This window comes from Clostridium brassicae (assembly GCF_026738875.1).
In the GTDB taxonomy this organism is placed as follows: Bacteria; Bacillota; Clostridia; order Clostridiales; family Clostridiaceae; genus Clostridium_H; species Clostridium_H brassicae.
On the sequence record NZ_JAPQFJ010000002.1, the window covers coordinates 80,754 to 103,944 of the forward strand.

A 23,191-nucleotide genomic window follows, 5' to 3' on the forward strand; every position below is an offset into this window, starting at 1 on the left:
ATATACAAAAGGTGGTGAGATAATGACATACAAAGTTTTAAGTAATTGTCCTGTTTGTAGCTCAAAATTAAGAATAACAAGACTCAAGTGTTCAACATGTGGAACAGTTATAGAAAATGAATTTGAATTATCTAAATTTGCATACCTTACAAATGAACAATTAGGGTTTGTAGAAGTGTTTTTAAAATGTAGAGGAAGTATAAAAGATGTGGAAAAGGAGCTTGGAATTTCATATCCCACTGTGAGATCAAAATTAGATGAAGTTATAGAGGCATTGGGATATAAAGCTATTAAAAAACCAAAAGTAAATAGTAAAGATATTTTGGATATGTTAGAAAATGGAGAAATATCTGCTGATGAAGCAGTAAAGGCATTAAAGGATGGAGAGTTTTAAAATGAAAGCTATAAATATTAATAATATCAAATTAATAATAATTTAGTAAGAAAAATAAAAATTTGAGCAAGTTATTAAATTACAAAATAATATGTATGGGGGTATAAAAATGAAAGAAGAAATATCAAGAATTTTAAAAATGCTAGATGATGGTAAAATCGATTCTGAAAAAGCGGCTGAACTAATTTCAGCGATAAAAGGGGGAGAAAAATTAGAACAGCCTATTAATTTATCTAAATCATCAGAGCAAGAGAAGATGTTAAAGATTAAAGTAAAATCAAAAAATGGTGATAATGTGGATATTAAATTATCTATAGCTTTTGTAAAAGGTATGTTAGGGATTGCTGGTAAAATACCTGGAATTAATAAAAATAATATAAATATAGATCCTGAAATTATTCTGAATGCTATAGATAACAATATGCAGGGAAAAATTGTAGATGTTCATAGTTCTGATGGGGATATTGTGGAGGTTGTTATAGAATAGAATTATGAAAATATATATTAAACAAAAAGGCCGAAGAAGTTTATTTATCCCAGTACCATTTTTGATTTTAAAAATTATTCTTAATAATAGGTTGAAAAAGTTTGTGTTGAGATATACTAAAGGTGAATATGTGAAATATATGGAGTCTATAGATTTTAGAGAAATATATAATGTTTTAAAGATACTAAGATCTTATAAAGGACTTGAAATGGTTAATGTTAAAGATAAAGAACAAAATATAGTAAAGATAGTTATCTAAAGGTGTTTAAGAAAGGTTTAAAATAATACAGAAAATAGTGTTATTTTAAACCTTAGTTTTATTATAAAATGGAAAATTGCTCATATTGTTATATTGCAAAATATGTAATATAATAAAAGTTGTATGTAAAAATTTTGTTGAAGATTTATCCGATGTCTATCCATTTTGATACTCATATTTTCTTTAAAATGTGAGTAAAGAATGGCACGATCCTGGATAACGGTTTCTACTGAAGGATAACGACTTCTAAGGGGTAAAACTCCTAAGAATTCTGTTAATAATTTTCAGATGGAGTAAAAACTCTACCTGAGACTAAGAAGCCTGTTTATTCTAAAATAGGACAAACCTTCAAAGAAATAATTTGAAAATAATAATGTGAAAAATAAAGTGAGGTAACAATATGAGTAGATTATTCGGAACAGATGGAGTTAGAGGAATAGCCAATAAAGAGTTAACAGCAGACCTTGCATATAAACTAGGAAGAGCAGGAGCATTTGTGCTTACAGAAGGGGCTCATAAGCCTAAAATATTAGTAGGTATGGATACAAGAGTATCAGGAGATATGTTAGAGTCAGCTCTTGTAGCAGGAATATTATCAGTAGGTGCAGAAGCAATTTGTGTTGGGATTGTTCCAACACCGGCTATAGCTTATCTTACAAGAAAGTATAAGGCAGATGCAGGTGTTGTTATATCTGCTTCACATAATCCAGTAGAATATAATGGGATAAAATTTTTTAATAGTCAAGGATATAAACTTAAGGATGAACTAGAAGATAGAATTCAAAGTGTAATAGAAAGTGATTTTAAGGGGGTTCCATCACCTATAGGGGAGGAACTTGGCAGAAAAGTAATTGAAGATGGAGCAATAGAGGACTATATAGAATTTGCAAAATCTACAATAGATGTAGATTTAAAGGGCCTTAAGGTTGCTCTTGATTGCGCAAATGGAGCATCTTATGAAACATCTGTTGAAACTTTTAGAGAGCTTGGTGCAGAGGTCGTAGTTATAAATAATGACCCAGATGGAGTAAACATTAATAAAAATTGTGGATCAACTCATCCAGAAGAGTTAATGGATTATGTAGTTAAAAAAGGTTGTGATTTAGGACTTGCCTTCGATGGAGATGCAGATAGATGTCTTGCAGTAGATGAAAAAGGAAATCTTATAGATGGTGATTTTATAATTGCAATATGTGCAAAACATTTAAAAGAAGAAGGTAAGCTTAAAGATAATATGGCAGTTGTAACTGTAATGAGTAATTTAGGACTTGATATTGCTTTTAAAAAAGAAGGAATATCAACAATAAAAACTAAAGTAGGGGACAGATATGTTCTTGAAGAGATGGTGAAAGATGGGTATGTACTGGGCGGAGAACAATCAGGACATGTAATATTCTTAGACTTTAATACAACAGGAGATGGACTTGTAACTGGCTTACAGGTTGCCTCAATTGTAAAGAAAAGCGGAAAGAAATTATCAGATTTAGCTTCAATTATGACAAAGCTTCCACAAGTTTTAGTAAATGCAAAAATACCTAATGATAAAAAAGATATACATGAAAAAGACGAAGAGATTATAGCAGAAATAAAGAAAATGGAAGCCAAATTAGATGGTTGTGGAAGAGTGCTGATAAGACCTTCAGGGACAGAACCATTAGTTAGAGTTATGCTTGAAGGGAAAAATCAAGAAGAATTAGATACTATGGCACATGCTCTTGCAGAGTTAATTGAGAAAAAAGCAAATTAATAATATAAATTAATCAAAATACAGTAAATGGTAATCATATTGATTTCATTTACTGTATTTTGATATAAAGTTATAAATTGTTTTTATAATGTTTAATATTTATGAATTAATTATGAAACAAAATTAATTTTATTGACGTATAATATATTGTCAAATATAATATTAAGGAAGCTTGTAAGTAATATACTTTTAGTCGAAAGGGGGACAGGTAGTTACAATAAAAGCGCCAGAACTTAAGTAGAGTCAATAAAATCAATTCTGTTTAGGTTAACGCCTGGCTGAGTTGGTATTGGTTAAAAGGAAACTCAAGTTAACACTTGAGTAAGTTCGTCTAACCAAATCATAGATTTTTAGGAAAATAAAGGAACTCCACAGCATAGCTGAGGAGTAAGCGACCATTACAAAATCAAAGATTTAGAGGAATAAAGGAAACTCAAGTTAACACTTGAGTAAGTTCGTCTAACCAAATCACAGATTTGGAGAGGAAAAAGGAAACTCAAGTTAATACTTGAGTAAGTTCGTCTAACCAAATCATAGATTTGGAGACTCACTTAAGTTGACGAGGTTGGGGAGTATCGAGGATTCGGCGGATGCCCTACGGTAAGGTACTACCGTTAGAGACTAGTAAAGCTGAAAAGTGATTTTTAGTACAAATCTAGTTGGGTACTGTATGTATGATTAAATATAAGCTTCTTTTTAATAAACAGGAATCTAGGCTTAAGATGATATTTTTATTTCATTTGAAGGCTAGAATCCATTATCCAGGGTCGTAGCCATCTTAACTTAAACTTTTAAATAAGATTGGAGTTTTAGGGTGGGGAGACATTGGATAAATTCTATGATTACTAAAAGGAGAGCATGATTATGTGTGGAATAGTAGGATATTTAGGAAAAAATAGAGCAGCAGATATTTTAATAGATGGTTTATCAAAGTTAGAGTATAGAGGATATGATTCGGCTGGAGTAGCTATTATTGAAAACAGTGATATAGATGTTAACAAGTGTAAGGGAAGACTTGCAAATTTACAAGAGAAGCTTAAAGAACATGTTTTAGATGGAAAGATAGGTATAGGTCATACAAGATGGGCAACTCATGGTGAACCATCTGATGTAAATTCTCATCCTCATACTAATGAAAGTGGTACTATAGCTGTAGTACACAATGGGATTATTGAAAATTATCTTGTTTTAAGAGAATGGTTGTCATCAGAAGGATATAAATTTGTTTCAGAAACAGACACAGAAGTTATACCTCATCTTGTAGACTATTATTATGAAGGTGACCTTTTAGATGCTGTAATGAAAGCAGTTAAAAGAATGGAAGGTAGTTATGCTATAGGTGTAATTTGCAAAGATGAACCAAATAAACTTATAGCTGTTAGAAAAGATAGTCCATTAATTGTAGGTGTAGGTAAGGATGAAAGCTTTATAGCTTCAGATATACCAGCAGTTTTAAATTACACAAGAGATGTATATTTACTTGAAGATAATGAATTTGTACTTATCGAAGATAAGGGAATAACTATATTAGATGAAAATAAGAAAAAGGTAGAAAAAGAAATTTATCATGTAACATGGAATGCAGATGCTGCTGAAAAAGGTGGATATGAACACTTTATGTTAAAAGAAATTCATGAGCAGCCAAAAGCTATAAAAGATACTTTAACTTCAAGAGTTGTTAAAGGACAAAAAATAAATTTAGATAGCATCAATATAACAAAAGAACAAATTCAAGATATAGATAAGATATATATAGTTGCATGTGGAACTGCATATCATGCAGGATTAGTAGGAAAAACTGCTATAGAGAAGTTGGCTAAAGTACCAGTTGAAGTTGAAGTTGCTTCAGAATTTAGATATAGAGAACCATTGATTAACGAAAGAACTTTAATGATTGTTATAAGCCAATCAGGAGAAACAGCAGATACTCTTGCTGCATTAAGATTAGCTAAAGCTGAAAATGCTAGAGTTATAGCTGTTACAAATGTAGTTGGAAGTTCAGTTTCAAGAGAAGCAGATGATGTTTTATACACATGGGCAGGACCAGAAATTGCAGTAGCTTCAACTAAAGCTTATGTAACTCAGCTTATAGCAATGTATATAATAGCTTTATACTTTGCGGAAAATAAAGGGTCTATTAGACAATCAGAAATAGATAAGATTAAATGCGGATTATTAAATCTTTCAGAAGAAGCTGCAGAAGTATTAAATCAAAAAGATATTATAAAAGACTTTGCGAAGAAAATTTGTAACGATAAGGATATGTATTTCTTAGGAAGAGGGCTTGACTATGCTGTTGCTTTGGAAGGTTCATTAAAGCTTAAGGAGATATCTTATATACATTCAGAGGCATATGCAGGTGGAGAATTAAAACATGGACCAATTGCTTTAATAGAAAAAGGAACAAAGGTAATAGCACTTGCAACTCAAGAACATTTATTTGACAAGATGTTAAGTAATATAAAAGAAGTTAAAACAAGAGGTGCTAATGTTATAGCTATTGCTATGGAAGGACATGATGTAATAGAGAAAACAGTTGATTCAGCAATATATATACCAAGAGTTAAATCTTTATTAGCTCCAATACTTTCAGTTATTCCTCTTCAATTGTTATCTTATTATGTTTCAATTGAAAAAGGATGCGACGTAGATAAACCAAGGAATTTAGCAAAATCAGTAACGGTTGAATAAAAAAATTAGTATAATAAAGTTATCTGTTGGTTTGAAAAAAAGTTAAACTATTTGAAAAAAAGTCAAACCGTTTGGAAAAAAGTTAAATCATTTGTAAAAAAGTTGAATCAAAATAATAATTAGATATATACTATACCTAGAGAAGTATAGTGTATAAATAATAAAAGAATATAAAAGTACAAAGACTATGCACTCTCATTTATTTAGAGATTGTGTAGTCTTTATTTTTTAGGGGTGTATTAAAATGGCTAAAAGAAAAAGAAGTATAAATATAGATAAAATGATTAAAGAAGGACGAGGACAGGGTAGTGGATCAGAATATAAGCCTTGGATTAAGATACAAGATGTACCATCATTGGGTAGAGTCACAAGATTAAAAGGCATAAAAACGAAAAGACAACATGAGTTTTTATCAGATATGGAAAGAAACTACTTTTATTTTTTGGAATTTTCAGATTCAGTAGCAGACATAAGGGAACAATTCCCATTATTACCATTAGAAGACACTATCCTTATAGCAGAAGAATTAGGATTAGAGCATCCTAAAAACCCTACAACTGGTGAATTTATAGTTATAACTACAGATTTTTTTATAAATATAAAAAATAATAATGAATTTTATGAGGTTGCAAGAACAATAAAAGCAAAAGATGAGCTTATGAATAGAAGGATATTAGAAAAGTTTGAAATTGAGAGAATGTATTGGAAAAAGAGAAATATAGATTGGGGTATAGTTACAGAAAATGAAATAGATAAAATTATAGCTAATAATATAAGCTTTGTTCATGCTTATAATGATATAACACATTTAGATTGTTTTAATGAAATAAATAAAATAGATCTTCAAGATTTAGTATATGAGTTTATAAAAAGAATATTAGATAGTAACAGGGGTATGAGAACTATTTGTAGTCAGTTTGATAATGATATGAGTTTAGAAAAGGGAAGTGGATTAAGTATTTTTAAATATTTAATCATTAATAAAATTATCAATATAGATATAACTGAAAAAATAGATATTAATAATATAGTTCCAGTTAGCGTAAAGGAAGAATCGATTAAAAAGGTGGGAGTAATATGATAGCAATTAATTCTGTGTTTAAGTGTATAGGGGATAAACGAATCAGAATTATAGATATTATAAATGAGTTTGTGTATGTAGTAGATATAGATGCTTCTACATCAATGCCACAAAAAGAACTTATAAAAACAATTGAAGAAGAAATGGATTGTGAAAAATTAATTTTAATTAAAGATCCTTTTGCAAAAATAATTGATGAAGCTACTCTGTCAAAGGTTCAGACTTACAAGAGAGAAGAGGATTGGGATTTTATTTTAAAGTACTTAGAAGTAAATAAACGAAAACTTTTAGAAAAGAGTACAAGAAATGATACTCTTAAAGAAATAGCTGATTCAAGTGGCTTAAGTTTAAGTAAAGTTAAGAAAGTATTTAGTAGGTATTGGCAAAGAGGGATGAATAAAAATTCTTTGCTACCTGATTATAAAAATTCGGGTGGAAAGGGAAAAGATAAGAGTTTATCAAAAAATAAGGTTGGTAGACCTAAAAGAGTGAATTATAATGGTGAAATTATTGAAGGTATAAATATAACTGACGATGTTAAAACACATTTTCAAATTGTCATAAATAAATATTATAGAAATAAAAAGAAAATATCTTTAAAAGAAACCTATACCCTGATGTTAAGAGATTTTTATTCAGATAGCTATATAGAAGATAATGAAATAAAGCACAAAGTATGGGATGAATCAAGAATCCCAACTTATGATCAATTCTACTATTGGTTTAAAAAGTTAGAAGATCCTAAAAAGGATATTATTTTAAGAAACAGTTCAAAGGAATTTGAATTAAAGAACAGGCCAATACTAAGTAATTCTACAATAGAAACTAATGGACCTGGTACAAGATTTCAAATAGATGCAACTATAGCAGATATATATATAGTAAGTTCTTTAAACAGAAACAGGATAATTGGAAGACCGGTAGTATATGCAATTATAGATGTTTTTTCAAGATTAATTACAGGAATTTATGTAGGATTAGAAGGACCTTCTTGGATTGGAGCTATGATGGCTTTAGATAATATGATATCAGATAAAGTTGAGTTTTGTAAAAAATATAATGTTGAAATAACGGAAGAACAATGGCCTTCAAAACATTTGCCAGAAATAATTATTGCTGATAGAGGAGAATTTGAAGGATATTCTGTAGAAAATTTAATTAATAATTTGAATGTAAAAATAGAGAACACATCTCCATACAGAGGAGATCTAAAAGGAATAGTGGAAAGAAATTTTAGAACAATTAATACAAAGATAAAGCATAAAGCCCCTGGAGCCATACAAAAGGAATTTAGAGAAAGAGGAGATAGAGATTATAGATTAGATGCAACTCTTACTTTAGAGGAATTTACAACTATAGTTATAAAAATGGTAATCTATCATAATAACAAAATGATAGATAAATATCCTATGGAAAAAGAAATGATTAAAGATGAGGTAACGCCAATACCTATAAAACTTTGGAGTTGGGGAATAGAAAATAAGAAAGGAAGATTAAGAGTTGTTGATTCAGAAAAATTTAGATTAAATATATTACCAAAAGGAAAAGGGAGCGTATCAAGAGCTGGAATAAGATTTAAAAATTTATACTATGGTTCTAAGAAAGCTATAGAAGAACAATGGTTTATAAAATCAAAAGTTAGAAGTATAGAGATAGTTTATGACCCAAGAAATATGAATCAAATATATATTCCTTATGGGAATGGGATGGACTACGAAAAGTGTTATCTTTTAGAAGGCAGTACGCAATATAAGGATTGTATATTAGAAGAAATTATATTTAATGAAGAATTATCTTCGGAGCTAAAGGAACGGGAAAAAAATAAGCAAACTCAAATTAATATAGATTTAGATAAAGAAATAGAAAAAATAGTTAAAAAGGCTCAAAAGGAAAAACAGAAGTTTGTAAGTTATGATGAAAGTAAAAATAAAAAGTTAAAGGGAATAAGGAATAATAAAGCAGTTGAAAAGGAGATAAATAGGGTAGCTGAGTCATTTGATTTAGGAGAAGATAAGAAAGAATATAAAGAAAAGAATACAGTAATTGAATTACCTATAAATAAAGATAAACATAAATCTAATGAACTCACTGGAAAGGCTAGGTTAATGGAAAAGTTAAGACAGAAAAGAGATGAGAAGCGTGAAAAATAATGAAAATATTATAATTCTTAAAGGGGATACAGAAAAAGCAAATTATAAAACACAGATTATACAGGAATATTCAAATAATCCATTTATAGAAGCATTACCTAATATATTTTCTGAAGATGATGTTATCGATAGATTTAGTGTTATACCACGAATTGATGAAAAAGATAGGAACATGGAATCTAATTTAAGATATCACATAATAAAAAGAGCTAAAAACTTTGTTCAACCATTACCAGTACATTTCACTGTAGAAAGGAGGTTGTCAGCACTTATTAGAAGGGGATACTTGGCTAGAAATCCTTTAAATAAAAGTTATTTTGAAAGATTAAGGATATTAAACGAACTTAGAGATGATAAAGTATATGACAATACCTTATTAGAAGAAAGAATGAGTAATATACGCTCTACTGCAGACAGTTTAGCTATAATAGGTATTTCAGGTATAGGAAAAACCACAGCTATAGAAAGATTGTTGGTTATGTATCCTCAAATAATAAAACATGAAGAGTATAACGGAGAAAATTTTAGTAGAACCCAAATAGTATGGTTAAAAATAGATTGTCCCTACGATGGTAGCTTATCTACTTTATGTAAAAGTTTTTTTAAAGCTATTGATGATTTACTTGGAACTAGGTATTTAGAGAAGTTTGGATATGCTAATAGAGTAACATCAACTATGATGCTACATATGACTTCACTTGCTAGTATTTATGGTATAGGAGTTTTAGTTATAGATGAAATACAACATTTACTAAATTCTAAAAATGATATGGAAGAAATGCTAAACTTTTTTGTTACATTAAGTAATACAGTAGGAGTACCAACAGTACTAATTGGAACATCCAAAGCACAAAAAATATTTAAAGGCAATTTTAGACAAGCAAGAAGAGCAGCCAGTGAAGGTGCAATAATGTGGGATAGAATGGATAAAGAAAGTGATGAATGGAATTTCTTTTTAGAAACATTGTGGGATTTTCAATGTTTGAAAGAAAACACAGTATTAACAGATGAAATAAAAAATGCTTTCTATGATGAATGCCAAGGGATAACAGCAGTGGCAGTAAATTTATTTATACTTGCTCAGGAAAGAGCTTTAAGTGAAGAAAGAGAAAAGATAACCGTGAACATCTTAAGAACTACAGCCAAAGAAGATCTACACATGATTCAACCTATGATAAAGGCTCTTAGAAATAATAATATGGTTGAAGTTATGAAATATGAGGATATATCAATAAATTTAGATGATATATCAATTAATTATAAGAAAGATATTGAGTTAATAGGAAGATTAGAAAAATCTTTTAAAGAGAGAAATAATACCATTGAACTTAAAAGAAGAAATACTGTAGAGAACTTAGTTATGGATTTATCTTCAATAGGTATATTTGAAGAACTAGATAATATTGAAATTAAAAAATTAGCCGAAAAGCTAGCAGAAAAGGTAGCAGTAGATCAAGATTATAATTTAATAAAAACTATGGCTATAAAGACAGCAATGGAGATTAATGAAAAGAAAAAAATAGATAGAAAAATAAAAGAGAATAAAGAAAATAAAAAACAAAATGAAGGATTGTTAGCTTTATTTGAAATAGCAAAAAAGAATAAAAAACATCCATATGAAGTATTAAAAAAAGAAGGATATATTAAGAATCCAATCGATGAATTTTTAATGGCAAAATAAATAAAATTAATGGGGAATGGGCGGTTTAAAAATGTATTTTAAAAGGAGAGCAATATAATGATACATTTTTTTACTGACCCTTATAAAGACGAACTTATATATTCTGCAATAGCAAGATATCATTATTATACAGGCAACGTAGATTATAAAGATACATTACAAGAATTGTTTGGAAAAAGGAGTATTATACCTAGTTTGGAGATAGGAAGTAATATTGATATTTTAGCTAAAAATTTAGGGGATAGATATACAGCAGAAAATATAATAAAAAATCATACTATATTCCCATTTTATAGTCCATTTTTACCTAAGGATAGAAAGAAGGAGCTTTTAAAAGAAATTAAATATCAGGATGGTGGTGGACTTTACACTAAATTAGGAATGGTAGCAGGCAGCATATGTAAAAAGGATGCTATATATTATTGTGCTTGTTGTGCAAAGAAGGAAATACAGGAGTATGGAGAGCCATACATTCATAGAGAACATCAATTGCAAGGAGTGTTTATTTGTCCACATGATGCAGCAGAATTAAAAAAATATCCTTTGGATAAAAGCAATTGCAGTAGGATAGAGTTCATAAGATTAGATAAAAAATTATTAGATTTGAGAAATATAAGATTAGTAGATGATAAATATTATGATAAATTATACAAAATATCAAAGGATGCATATTATTTACTTCAAACAGATTTAAATAATATATATAAAGAAAAAATACTTGATAGATATAAGAACTTACTATATGAAAAAGAATTAACTACTACAAGTAAGAGGATAAAACAAAGAGAGTTATATGAAGAATTTATAAGTTTTTATGATAAGGGATTTTTGGAACTAATGGAATCTAATATAGATAATGATGATGAATATAATTGGCTTAGAGTAGTAACAAGAAATTTAAAAAGAACAGTACATCCCATAAGACATTTATTATTGATAAATTTTTTATCAGGTAATATAGAAAATTTTTTTAACGAGATAAATAATGAATATAATCCATTTGGTAAAGGACCATGGACTTGTTTAAATAGTGCTGCGGAGCATTATAAACTGAATGTAGTAAAAAAATTAAAAATAACGGAAGATTATAAAAGTAGATTACCAGTTGGTACCTTTAGTTGTGAGTGTGGTTTTGTATATTCTAGAAAAGGACCTGATAAGTTAGAAGAAGATAAATACAAGATAGGTAGAATAAAGAAATTTGGTAAGGTGTGGGAAAATAAGTTAAGAGAATATTTGAGAGAAGAAAAATATGGACTTAGAGAGTTAGCAAGACTTATGAATTGTGATCCAAAAACTATATTAAAGTTTGATACATTATTATCCACAAACTATTTGAAAAGACACAATAATACTATAAAAGCTGAAGAAAAAGTAGTTGAAAGTAAGATAGGAACAATATATAAAGAGCACATTTTAAATACTAGAGTAACTAATCCCACAGCAACAAGAACTGAAATAAGGAATATGTGTAAAAAAGAATATATGTACTTATATAGGAATGATAAAAAGTGGCTAGAGGATAATTTACCACTAAAAAGTAAAAGTATTAATCGTAATAAAAAGGTAGATTGGGATAAAAGAGATATAGAATTTGTGGCTTTGATAAAAGTTAAATATAAAGAACTGTTAAGTAAAGATTCTCCTATTAGAATAACAAAGTCTAGTATAGGAAAATCAGCAGGAATACTTGTTACTTTAGAAAAAAATATCAACAAGTTACCTAAAACAAAAAAGTATTTAAATCAAATAATAGAGACTGTGGAAGAGTTCCAAATAAGAAGATGCAAAAAGATAATAGATACTATGTATGAAAAAGATGAATGTATAAGGCTTTGGGAAATACAGAGAAGTGCAGGCATTAGAAGTAAGGACTTTGAAAAAATAAAAAGCTATATAATACATTATGTAAATAAAAAAGATAAGAGGGATATGTATGGGAAAAAAGGGAGTTGAAATAGTAAAATGGCCTTTTCAAAAAGGGGAAAAGGCTAAATTAATATGGATTGGAGAACCATTTAAGCAAAATAATAAATGGATGGTTAATACATATTTTAAAGGGGGAAAAGCTACAAAGAAAATCACATTAGATTGGGCTGATATACATTTTTTATCAGTAGATAAATACTATACAGATGGAAATCTAAACAACGGGGCAATTTTAGAAAATAAAAATATGATGGATATAAATTTGAATGGTGTTAAAGCAGAATATAATGAAAGAGATTGGGAAATTTGGGGAAGTGGATTTAAAGATAAAACAAAATCAAAGACATTTAATTTTTTTAAAAACCGTATTCTATACACAATACCTGTAATTGAAATAATAAGAGCTGTTTTAGCACCAGATAGATTTATGCTAAATAGGATATTGGAAATGGATACATTAGAAAATTACTTTACTTATGAAATAGAAGGAAGTGAACTAAGTATCCATTTTACTTCACAGTATGAACAAAATCTATTAAAAAATGAAAAGATAAGTCATTTAGCATGGTTACTTACAAATCCTAAAGTATTTAAAATGTTTAATAGTATAGGAGCAAATATGTGGGGAGTAGAAGAATTAAAATGTGAATTTCTATTTGAAAGATTTAACATAAAGGCAAGAGTTCAGAAAAAGGAGAAATATATTAGAGTATTAGAGATAGTATCTCTTAAAAAGAAAAGAATTAATGCTGAAGAAATAAATATATATCATACAAGTTTAGAAGAATCAGAAACAACAAATGAAACTAAAAAAAGGAAGTACGTTAATAAGAACAGAATAAATGATAGGGAATTAGATTCAGAAGCAGATGGATCAACAAAGACTTCGGAAGAATTAAATACTTTCTTAATTAGTCATGAATACGAAAAGGTTCCTAAAATAAATAGGGTAAAAAGTGGTAGAAAAGTTAAAAGAAAAAGAGAAGATGAAAATACAAAAAAATATATTTTGGAAAATGGACAACTAAGAACTACAGCAGATGAAGGTGGAGAAAAGCTAATTAGAGGATTAGAATTTACTAGTATAGCAAATGTAGAAGAAAAAGGAGAATTAGAGGAATTTATAGATATATTAAAGCTGTTAGAGAAGAGACATAATATAAAATCAGTAGAAGTAATAATTGGAGACTTACCTGAAGGAAGAAAAGGTAAAAGATTTTCAAGATTAAGCGATGGAATAACAAAGAGAAAATATGCTATTGGGAAAATAACTATGATGGATAGTAGAGTTTGTAGTTTGATAGAGGTAGAAAGAGAAGATAAAGCGTTGTCGATGTTACTGTTGAAAGGTAATATATTGATGAATTGGAAAATGATTTATAGTATAATATTATTGGGATTAGTTGATGAAAGTGGTAAGTGGAGTAATTATGCTATGGATAAGATATCACAAATGGGAATTGATATTTATAGAAATAAACATATTAAAAGAAGTGTTAATGATAAAGAAACTTATATTTACAATAAATTGATATAAATTTTGCATAGAGGGGGATAAAATATGAGTAAGAGCACATATAGTTGTTTAGCTGCAAATGATAATTATGCACAAAGAATAGAGGAAGAAGACAAACATCCTATAAGAAGTAAATTTGAGAGAGATAGGGATAGAATAATGTATTCAAAAGCATTTAGGAGATTGAGTGGTAAGACACAAGTGTTTTTAGCAGGAAATGATGATCATGCTAGAACAAGACTAACACATACTTTGGAAGTTGCACAGATAGCGAGGACTATAACAAAAGCTTTAGAATTAAATGAAGAATTAGCGGAATCGATTGCATTAGGGCATGATATAGGACATACACCATTTGGACATGTAGGAGAAAGAATGCTTAATAGTATAATGAGTGGTTGTTATGAAATAAGAGATTTCAATGAGTTAAGTGATATTGAAAAAATGAAAGGATTTAAACATAACTGGCAATCTATTAGAGTAGCAGCTGAATTAGAGTCTAGTATGAATTTAACTAATTATACTTTATGGGGAATGTTAAATCATAGTAAAATGAAGTATAAAAAATGCAAAATGGAAGATAAGAACAATAAATGCCTTTTTAGACATGAAAAAGACAAAGAATGTAATGTAAAGTTAGAAGAAGAGGCTTCATTAAGTTTTTATAGAAATATGAAGATAAAAAATATTAATTTATATGAACAGATAAAGGAAGAATGGAGCTTTGAAGGTTTGATAGTTGCATTGGCAGATGAAGTAGCACAAAGACATCATGATATTGAAGATGCATTAGAATATAATATAATAGATAAAAATGAATTATATGAACAATTAGGTAAAATATTTAATTTTAATGGATATAGGGAAAATGTTCAGAAAAAAAATTTAAATGGTTTGCAAGAACTATTAGAATCTATAGAAGATCATAAAAGAAATTTTAAAGATATAAAAAAATCTATAGATAAGGGTTCTGTAGACTTATATAAACCTAAGTTCTCAAAATTTATTGTAAATGTATTGACTACAGATATTATTTATAATACAAAAAATAATTTTAGAAAATTTGTTGAATATTATAATATCAAAAACAATGAAGACTTTTATAATATCAAAAATAAAGTGAAAAATTATAAAGATATAGTTGCATATAGTGACTTTATGAAAGAAACAGATAAGAAATTAGAAGAATTTTTAAGAAATAGAATATTAAATTCACATAAGGCACAGACAATGGATGCAGTAGGACAACATATAATAAAAGAACTATTTAAAGCATATCTTATAAGCCCTCAGCAATTACCAGATAAGACTATAGTTAAATTGTTTGAAAATTTATATAAAGAAGATAAAAAGAATTTAGAGAGGCGTAAATATGAAAATTCTAGTGAATATAATGTAGGTAAATTAAGAAATATATTATCAGAGTATCATTTTAATAGGGGGCAAGATGAAGAAGACAAAATTCAATATATAAATTATAAAATTGAGTTATTAAGAACAATATGTGATTATATAGCAGGTATGACAGATAAGTATGCTATAGAACAACATAGAAAGTTATACAATATAGTATAGCTAAAAAATATGTAAATACAAAAAAAAGGAGTAGTTAGGTGATTATTGAAAAAATAGTTATAGAAAATTATAAGTCTTTTGAACATTTTGAATTAAGTTTTTCAAATGATATTTCAATAATTGTTGGAGATAATGAAGTTGGAAAAACAACTTTATTAGAAGCTATTAATTTAGGACTTACTAATCGAATTAATGATAGAAATAGTATATATGAGCTCACACCATATTTATTTAATACTAAAGTGGTAGATAATTATATAGAATCATTAAAAAATGGCAAAAAAATTCCATTACCTAAGATTGTAATTGAATTATATTTAAAAGAGACAGAAGATGTACAAGCGTTAAGAGGTAGCAATAACATAAAGAAAGAAAATAGTCCAGGAATTCATTTATCTATTCAATTTAATGAAGCATATGTAGATGAATATGAAAAATACATTGAAGATCCAAATGAGATAAAAACTATACCTATAGAATATTATGAAGTTAAATGGTATTCATTTGCATATAATTCAATAACGAATAGAAGTATTCCTATAAATTGTACATATATAGATACGTCAGCTATTAAGTTAACAAATAGTACGGACAAATACATTTCTAAGATTATAAATGATATTTTAGAAGACAAAGAAAAAGCACAATTATCATTGAGTTATAGAAAATTGAAAGAATCTTTTGTAGCAGAAGAGTCAATTTCAAGTATAAATAAAAGGCTAAATATGATAAAAGGAAATATAACTAACAAAGAATTAGCAGTAGCTGTAGATATATCTGCAAAAACAAATTGGGAATCAGCATTAACATCATATTTGGACGAAGTACCCTTTAATTATGCTGGTCAAGGAGAACAAAGTTCTATAAAAATGAGATTAGCATTAGAAACTCAAGCACAAGATTCAAGTGTTATTCTTATAGAAGAACCAGAAAATCATTTGTCATTTTCTAATATGAATAAATTAATAGAAGGCATAAGTTCTAAATGTAGTGGTAAACAATTAATTCTAACAACTCATAGTACATATGTAGTCAATAAATTGGGGTTAGAAAATTTAATTTTATTTAATAAAAATAAGAAAACCATGGAATTATCATTATTGAAAAAAGATACACAAAAGTATTTTAAAAAATTGCCAGGATATGATACTTTAAGAATGCTATTATCACAAAATCCAATCCTATGTGAAGGACCATCAGATGAGCTAATAATACAAAAAGCATATCTTAATCAATATGGAAAACTACCAATAGAAGATGGAACAGACGTAATAACGGTTAAAGGATTATCATTTAAAAGATTTTTAGAAATAGCTAAACTATTAGGTAAACCAATTAAAGTGGTTACTGATAATGATGGAAATATAGAGGCTTTAAAAGAAAAATATAAAGAGTATGAAGAGATTAATAATATAAATATATTTTATGATATCGATACAAAATATAAAACACTAGAACCTCAAATCTATAAAGTTAACAATTTAAAAATCCTGAATAAAGTATTTGGAATAAACAAAACTTCAGAAGATGACATGATCCATTATATGACTACAAATAAGACTGAATGTGCATTAAAAATATTTGAAAGTAAAGAAGATATAAAGATACCGGAGTATATACAAGATGCAATTAAATAATAAGGTGATTATTTCAGCTGCTGGTTCAGGTAAAACAACTTTTATAGCAAATGATTCTTTGAGTAAAAAAAATGAAAAAATATTAATATTGACTTATACAATTGATAATCTTAATGAAATAAAGAAAAAAATTATAAAAATACATGGAGTTATTCCTAACAATGTAAAGATTCAGAGTTGGTTTTCTTTTTTGTTAAGTGAGGGTGTAAGACCATATCAAAATTATTTATATGAAAAGAAAAGAATTAAAACAATATTTTTTACTAATAAAACATCAACTCGATTTGTAAAAAAGGAAAATGTAGAAAAATATTATTTTAAACATGGGGAAGAAATTTATACAGATAAGATATCTTTGTTTGTTAAAGAATGTAATGAAAAAGCAAATGGAGCAGTAATAAATAGATTAGAACTAATGTATGATAGGATTTACATAGATGAAGTGCAAGATTTAGCAGGTTATGATTTTGATATATTAAAATTGTTATTTAAATCAAGAATAAATATTAGATTAGTAGGAGATCTTAGACAAGCGACATATTCAACAAATAATTCTTGTAAAAATAAAAAGTATAAGGGAAGCAATATATATGATTTATTTATAAAATGGAAGAATAACAATATGTGTACTATTTATCATAAAAATGAGTGCTTTAGATCTAATCAGATAATTTGCGATTTAGCTGATTCTTTATATCCTGAAATGGAAAAAACAATTTCTAAAAATTATAAAATTACAGGGCACGATGGAGTATTTATTATAAATAAAAAAGATGCAGATAAGTATATAAAAAAGTTTAATCCTCAATTGCTAAGGTTTGATAGAAGAAGTAAATTTAATAGTGAAAATATTTTAAACTTTGGAGCTTCAAAAGGGCTTACCTTTGAAAGAGTGCTCATAATTCCTAATGGACCAATGAAGAAATTTTTAAAAACTGGAGACTACTCAAATTTAGAAGCATCTAAAGCAAAATATTATGTAGCATTTACAAGAGCTAGATATAGTATTGGAATTTTATATGATGAAGTATGTAGAGTACAGGGAATTAATAGGTTTAATGTAAATGATATATAGCATAGCGAATATATATGATAAAAGATTATGAAAGTATTGATTTTAAGAATAACAATGATTAGTATGAGCTAATACCTATAATTCATAAATAAAAACTAACTGAACAATTAATAGTTTATGTTAAATATAGTTTTTCTGTAAATATTAAGGAAGAAATTCTGCATAATCTAATTTTTTAAGAGCAAGGACACATGGTATTTAATACAATTAAAGACTTATGTGAAGAAATAGAATTTGATTATGATAAACCAGAATTTGAGAAATTAAGCATTAAAACATTAAATGAAGAAATAACTAAATTGTTGATGAAGGATTAGTATATATAAAGAAGTTTTCTAGCTGATATTAATATTTATGCAAATAGATAGTAGAAGTATATTTTTATTATTAGTGAATTTAACAAGTTAGATTATATAAATAAATTTTTATTCATTTAGTAATATTAAGTTGTCTATATTTAAATAAAGGTATTATGATTTTACATTAAGAGTTATGGGGGATATTAATGGATATAAGTAAGTACATACAGGAGTATGATTTTTATAACTATTTTGAAAAAATAAAAAAGGAATTCAAACAACAAGTAAATATCCAAAAGTATTTAGAAAACAATTCAGAGGAGAATTTTGTGAAATTTTCACAAGAGTTTTGGGAAAATACCAACATATCGGTTAACAAATTAAAGGAAAAATATAATGTATCTAAACAAATAGCATTTAGCGATATAATTAAGGCATATCCCACTGATAAATATATAAAACTTTTAAAAATGTATTACAATAACTCTCCTATAGAAAATTTAATAAGTGAATTTGCCATACCTTATAATAGGATTGAAAAAATAATAGTTTCTATTGTAATTGATAGTTTAGAAAATTATTGTCCTAAATGTTTTAATGATTCTTTTGAAATTGAAAGTGATTTAGAGGGGAGATTTATATTCAAGTGTCAGCAATGTAATAAAAAAGTAAGTAAATCAGATTTATTAACAATAGAACAAGCAAAGATGGAAATGGAGAGAATTACTGAACAAAAAATAAGATTTGAAGAAAAAATAGAAGAAATTGAAAAAGATTTAAATAATATAAAATGTCCTAAATGTCAGGAAAAACTTTACCTTAAAAAGAATAATGATACTTTTAGCTATGAAATTAAATGTGATAAATGCAATTATATTAGTAATGATATAGAGAATACTATTAAAGATTTTAAAGAATGGAAACAAAGAGCTGCAATGATGATTGCTATTAAAGCTAAGGAACAAGAATTGATTGAAAAAGCTTTAGAAATCAAAAAAGAGCAAGATGTATTATTTACTAAAGAAAATATTATAACAAGTTTAGAAAATAGTGATACGTTAGATTTTTTAAATCACGTATTAGAAATGGATAATATGGTAGTATGGAGTGAATTATTTAAAAGGATAAAAGCATGTAATAGATTAGAGAAAATGATGTTAAGTAAAATAATTGAATTAGCTAAAGAGAGTGGGGAAAAAAGTACATATAGGTTTAAAGATAAAGAAATTATTATGTATGGATATATACCTCAAGAACCTATAATTTATGATTTAATAAATAAAACAAAAATACTAGTTGCTAGGCAAATAATAAGAAAATTAATGAAGCAAAACTTCGTATTATTGTCTGAAGAGCAAAATTATATTTTTGTGCCTGAAATATTGATTAATAATTTGGAAACTATAAATAATTTAATGGTAGTTAAAGATATTAATTCTAGCATTAGATATTTAGTTTTTCAAAGACAAAGCTATACATGTATGACTTGTGGAGAAACAGGAAGACCACTAAAAATTGCTTATATGACTTCTGATAAAAATATAAATAATTTAAATAATTTAATTGCTTTGTGTGACAACTGTTATGATATTATGACAAAAAATCAAATATTAATTGATGGAACTATAACATTTGAAGTTGACTATTTAGACAATAATAATTTGAAAAGTTTTGAATTTTTAACTTATTATTATCCAGAATTGAAGACTGATGAGACTATAAGAAAAACATTATACGATTGGGAAAATTATTTTAGTTTAACTGATATTATAAAAGCGTTAACTATTACTATTGATAAAATTAAAAGGAATAAGATGGATGGAACTGTGAATACTTTGTTTAGTTACACTAATGCAATATTAAAAAACAATAATGAAGCAGGCACACATGTTAATGTATATGATAGCTTAAAGGAACAGTATAATTTAGAAAAATGGATTGAAGATATATAATAGATTAATTGATAAATAAATTTTTGTATTAGTTATTAAAAATGATCAAACTTTTTTACAAAAATAAATTAACATAAAAAATTAAAGAACTAAATTTTGATCAAACTTTTTTTCAAAATTAGTTCTTTTTATTTACACAAAATCAACGGTTATAGGTAATATTTTGATCAAACTTTTTTTCAAACCAACATTATCCACATCTGTGCATAAAATTTATGCAGGATGTGGATTTTTTATTTGATAAAACTTAAAGAAAAATAGAGTCAAGTTCTAGGTACTAGTATTGTTCCGAAATACATGAATTAGCGTTTCAATATAAATGCCAACTTATAAAATAGAGGGCTTATGTGAATAGAATTTGAACATAAAGCTGTTCCTATGAATTCATATTATTAGAATATTTTAATTTATATTTTTTACAAAGATACAAAGAGTTTATTCAGATATATTCAGCGTGAAGAAGAATTTTACTCCTGTTTGTGTGTTTTCTACACCAAAATTACTTTTATGAAGAGAGAGTATATTTTTGCATATTGCAAGTCCAAGACCTGTTCCACCAAGTTTTTTATCTCTTGATTTTTCAATTCGATAAAATTTCTCCCAAATCCTAGATAATTCTTCATTAGCAATATGTTCACCTTCATTTTCAAATTCTACCATTATCTCATTAGAAAATCTGTATGTAGTTATTTTTATAATATGATTTTCAGATGTATAACTAATTGCATTAGTTAAAAAGTTTGTAATTACCCCTTCGATTCTAAACTCATCACCAAAAACAAGTAAGTTTTTTAATATGTCTATTTCTAATATAATATTTTTTTGTTCAATGAGATCAATATGTTTATTTAATATTTTTTCAATTAAATAATCTAGATAAAATGTTTCAATATTAAGACCAATTTTCCCAAACTCTAATTTTGAAAGGTCTAGCATTTCATTAACTAGGATATTCATTTTATCACATTCGTCAATTATTATATCTAAGTAATTATCTTGTTTGTTTCCTTTAGCTATTCCATCCTTGATTCCTTCAGAGTAACCTTTTATTAAGGAGATTGGAGTTTTTAATTCATGGGAAGCATCTGCAACAAATTCCTTGCGCATATTTTCAAGTTCTCTTTCCTTATCAATATCTTGTTGAAGTTTTTCATTAGCTAATTTAAGACTAGTAAGTGCAGTATCTAGATTTTCTGAAAGAAAATTCAAAGAATTTCCTAAAGCCCCTAGCTCATCATCATTTGATTTAATTTTACATTTAGTCTTAAAGTTTAATTTAGACATTTTTGATGCAACAGTATTTAACTCTAAGAGGGGGCGAGAAATTAGTTTAGAATATATAAAAGATATACTTATAATTATAATAATTGCTATGGCATAAATAATTAAATAGTATTCCTTTGATATTGACATAACTTCTGAAATAGGTTGCAATGGATGGACTACAGCCAAGTAATGGGGTCCTTTTGGAGCAGAGACTGATTTAACTATAACAAAAAACTCAGTTTTAACATCTCCCAAACTTGTGATTTTTATAGAAATATAAGGATAACCAACAGGAGTTAGTATTGAAGGATTCTTCAGATTTGACTTAAGTTTATTTTTTAAGTCATCTGCACCATATTTTCCAAATTTAGCATGAAATGATGGAGATTCAAACTGTATATTTTTAAGATTATCTCCTAGTACACATATATATACATCATTAGATTTTTCGTATTTGTCTACTCTATATTTAAATAGTACGTCACTACCATAATTAGAACATATGTAATTGCCATAAGTATCTTGAATTATATCTAAATTTTTTCCAATAAATCTTTCCTTGGTAAGCACATAAAATCTTTTGAAAAATAACCCTTGAACCAACAATATTAGGGTTATAGTGAAGATGAATGTTAATAATGTAATTTTAAATAGTTTATATGTAATTCCTTTACGATTCATGTTTTACCTCTATGATATAACCTTTACCTCTTACAGTAGAAATGATGTTTCCATTAACACCAAGTTTTTCTCTGAGCCTTTTAATTTGAGTATCTACAGCTCTTAAATCGCCATCATATTCTGCACCCCAAACATTAAGTAAAATAGTATCTCTAGATAATACAATTCCTTTGTTTTTCATCATGTATAAAAGAAGATCATATTCTTTTGGAGATAGATTTATTTCTTTGTTATTTATATAGACTTGACATGATAAAAGGTTCATTGAGATATTACCAATACTAATAATTTGGCTTCCCTTTGTAATTGCACCATCAATTCTTCTCAGATGAGCTTTAATTTTTGCTACAAGAACTTTTGGGCTAAATGGTTTTGTAACATATTCATCTGCTCCTAAATCGTATCCTTTTAATTTATCATCTTCATCAGATCTAGCAGTAAGTATTATTATAGGAACATCTGAATAGGAGCGTACCTCTTTACAAACTTTCCATCCATCAATATAAGGAATCATTATATCTAATATTATAAGATGAATTTTTTCTAGTTTAAATTCTTTTAGTGCTTCTTCGCCATTTATAGCTTCAATAATTCTAAAGCCTTCGCTTTTTAAGTAATCGGCAATTAAGTCTCTCATCCTATCTTTATCTTCAACAATAAGAATAGTTTTGTTCATGATTTATCACCTCGATTGAAATTATAGCATAAAAAATGCTTAAGTATGTAAGTAAAGGAAAAAGTTTTTAACTGTATGACACCAAACTGCCATAA

At 27.2% G+C, this 23,191-nt stretch carries 17 protein-coding genes; 15 read left to right on the forward strand and 2 right to left on the reverse strand.

Going from position 1 to position 23,191, the window contains the following annotated elements:
* The first annotated feature begins 22 nt into the window (after positions 1–22).
* The 15 genes from OW729_RS02225 to OW729_RS02295 all read left to right on the forward strand — a co-directional run bounded on the left by OW729_RS02225 (position 23) and on the right by OW729_RS02295 (position 20,473).
* Positions 23–394 carry a DUF2089 domain-containing protein gene (locus OW729_RS02225; RefSeq protein ID WP_268059786.1) on the forward strand — a complete coding sequence of 124 codons (372 nt, stop codon included), beginning with the start codon at positions 23–25 and terminating at the stop codon, positions 392–394.
* 109 nt (positions 395–503) lie between these two features.
* Positions 504–881, forward strand: a complete 378-nt coding sequence (locus OW729_RS02230; protein ID WP_268059787.1) for an SHOCT-like domain-containing protein — start codon at positions 504–506, stop codon at positions 879–881.
* A gap of 103 nt (positions 882–984) precedes the next feature.
* The gene (locus OW729_RS02235; RefSeq protein WP_268059788.1) at positions 985–1,140 is read left to right on the forward strand and encodes a hypothetical protein; all 156 of its coding nucleotides are present in this window, start codon (positions 985–987) and stop codon (positions 1,138–1,140) included.
* Between the two features lie 400 nt (positions 1,141–1,540).
* Positions 1,541–2,887 carry a phosphoglucosamine mutase gene (glmM, locus tag OW729_RS02240; RefSeq protein ID WP_268059790.1) on the forward strand — a complete coding sequence of 449 codons (1,347 nt, stop codon included), beginning with the start codon at positions 1,541–1,543 and terminating at the stop codon, positions 2,885–2,887.
* Positions 2,888–3,751: 864 nt separating this feature from the next.
* Complete coding sequence (glmS, locus tag OW729_RS02245) at positions 3,752–5,578, forward strand: glutamine--fructose-6-phosphate transaminase (isomerizing) (RefSeq protein WP_268059791.1); 1,827 nt, start codon at positions 3,752–3,754, stop codon at positions 5,576–5,578.
* A gap of 244 nt (positions 5,579–5,822) precedes the next feature.
* Positions 5,823–6,659: a TnsA endonuclease N-terminal domain-containing protein gene (locus OW729_RS02250; protein WP_268059792.1), complete on the forward strand. Its 837-nt coding sequence runs from the start codon at positions 5,823–5,825 to the stop codon at positions 6,657–6,659.
* Complete coding sequence (locus tag OW729_RS02255; RefSeq protein WP_268059794.1) at positions 6,656–8,809, forward strand: Mu transposase C-terminal domain-containing protein; 2,154 nt, start codon at positions 6,656–6,658, stop codon at positions 8,807–8,809. The genes OW729_RS02250 and OW729_RS02255 overlap by 4 nt, the downstream gene beginning before the upstream one ends.
* Entirely contained in the window at positions 8,790–10,490 is a 1,701-nt protein-coding gene (locus OW729_RS02260; RefSeq protein WP_268059795.1) for an ATP-binding protein, read from the forward strand. Before OW729_RS02255 ends, OW729_RS02260 begins: the two co-directional genes overlap by 20 nt.
* Positions 10,491–10,547: 57 nt before the next feature.
* Positions 10,548–12,446 (forward strand): TnsD family transposase, encoded by a 1,899-nt coding sequence (locus tag OW729_RS02265; RefSeq protein WP_268059796.1) that lies wholly within the window; start codon positions 10,548–10,550, stop codon positions 12,444–12,446.
* Positions 12,427–13,956, forward strand: coding sequence for a Tn7-like element transposition protein TnsE (locus OW729_RS02270; protein ID WP_268059798.1), 1,530 nt, complete (start codon positions 12,427–12,429; stop codon positions 13,954–13,956). Before OW729_RS02265 ends, OW729_RS02270 begins: the two co-directional genes overlap by 20 nt.
* 24 nt (positions 13,957–13,980) lie before the next feature.
* A complete protein-coding gene (locus OW729_RS02275) occupies positions 13,981–15,510 on the forward strand; it encodes a deoxyguanosinetriphosphate triphosphohydrolase family protein (protein WP_407647620.1) in 1,530 nt (509 codons plus the stop codon).
* 38 nt (positions 15,511–15,548) lie between these two features.
* On the forward strand, positions 15,549–17,147 hold the full coding sequence (locus OW729_RS02280) for an ATP-dependent nuclease (RefSeq protein WP_268059799.1): 1,599 nt from the start codon (positions 15,549–15,551) through the stop codon (positions 17,145–17,147).
* A complete protein-coding gene (locus OW729_RS02285) occupies positions 17,134–18,222 on the forward strand; it encodes a UvrD-helicase domain-containing protein (RefSeq protein ID WP_268059800.1) in 1,089 nt (362 codons plus the stop codon). Before OW729_RS02280 ends, OW729_RS02285 begins: the two co-directional genes overlap by 14 nt.
* Positions 18,223–18,413: 191 nt before the next feature.
* The gene (locus OW729_RS02290; RefSeq protein ID WP_268059802.1) at positions 18,414–18,539 is read left to right on the forward strand and encodes a hypothetical protein; all 126 of its coding nucleotides are present in this window, start codon (positions 18,414–18,416) and stop codon (positions 18,537–18,539) included.
* A gap of 188 nt (positions 18,540–18,727) precedes the next feature.
* A complete protein-coding gene (locus OW729_RS02295; protein ID WP_268059803.1) occupies positions 18,728–20,473 on the forward strand; it encodes a hypothetical protein in 1,746 nt (581 codons plus the stop codon).
* A gap of 435 nt (positions 20,474–20,908) precedes the next feature.
* On the opposite strand, the gene OW729_RS02300 is transcribed toward OW729_RS02295, so the two are convergent.
* Both OW729_RS02300 and OW729_RS02305 read right to left on the reverse strand, forming a co-directional pair.
* Positions 20,909–22,420: a HAMP domain-containing sensor histidine kinase gene (locus OW729_RS02300; protein WP_268059804.1), complete on the reverse strand. Its 1,512-nt coding sequence runs from the start codon at positions 22,418–22,420 to the stop codon at positions 20,909–20,911.
* Positions 22,410–23,096, reverse strand: a complete 687-nt coding sequence (locus tag OW729_RS02305) for a response regulator transcription factor (protein WP_268059805.1) — start codon at positions 23,094–23,096, stop codon at positions 22,410–22,412. Before OW729_RS02305 ends, OW729_RS02300 begins: the two co-directional genes overlap by 11 nt.
* Positions 23,097–23,191: the final 95 nt, after the last annotated feature.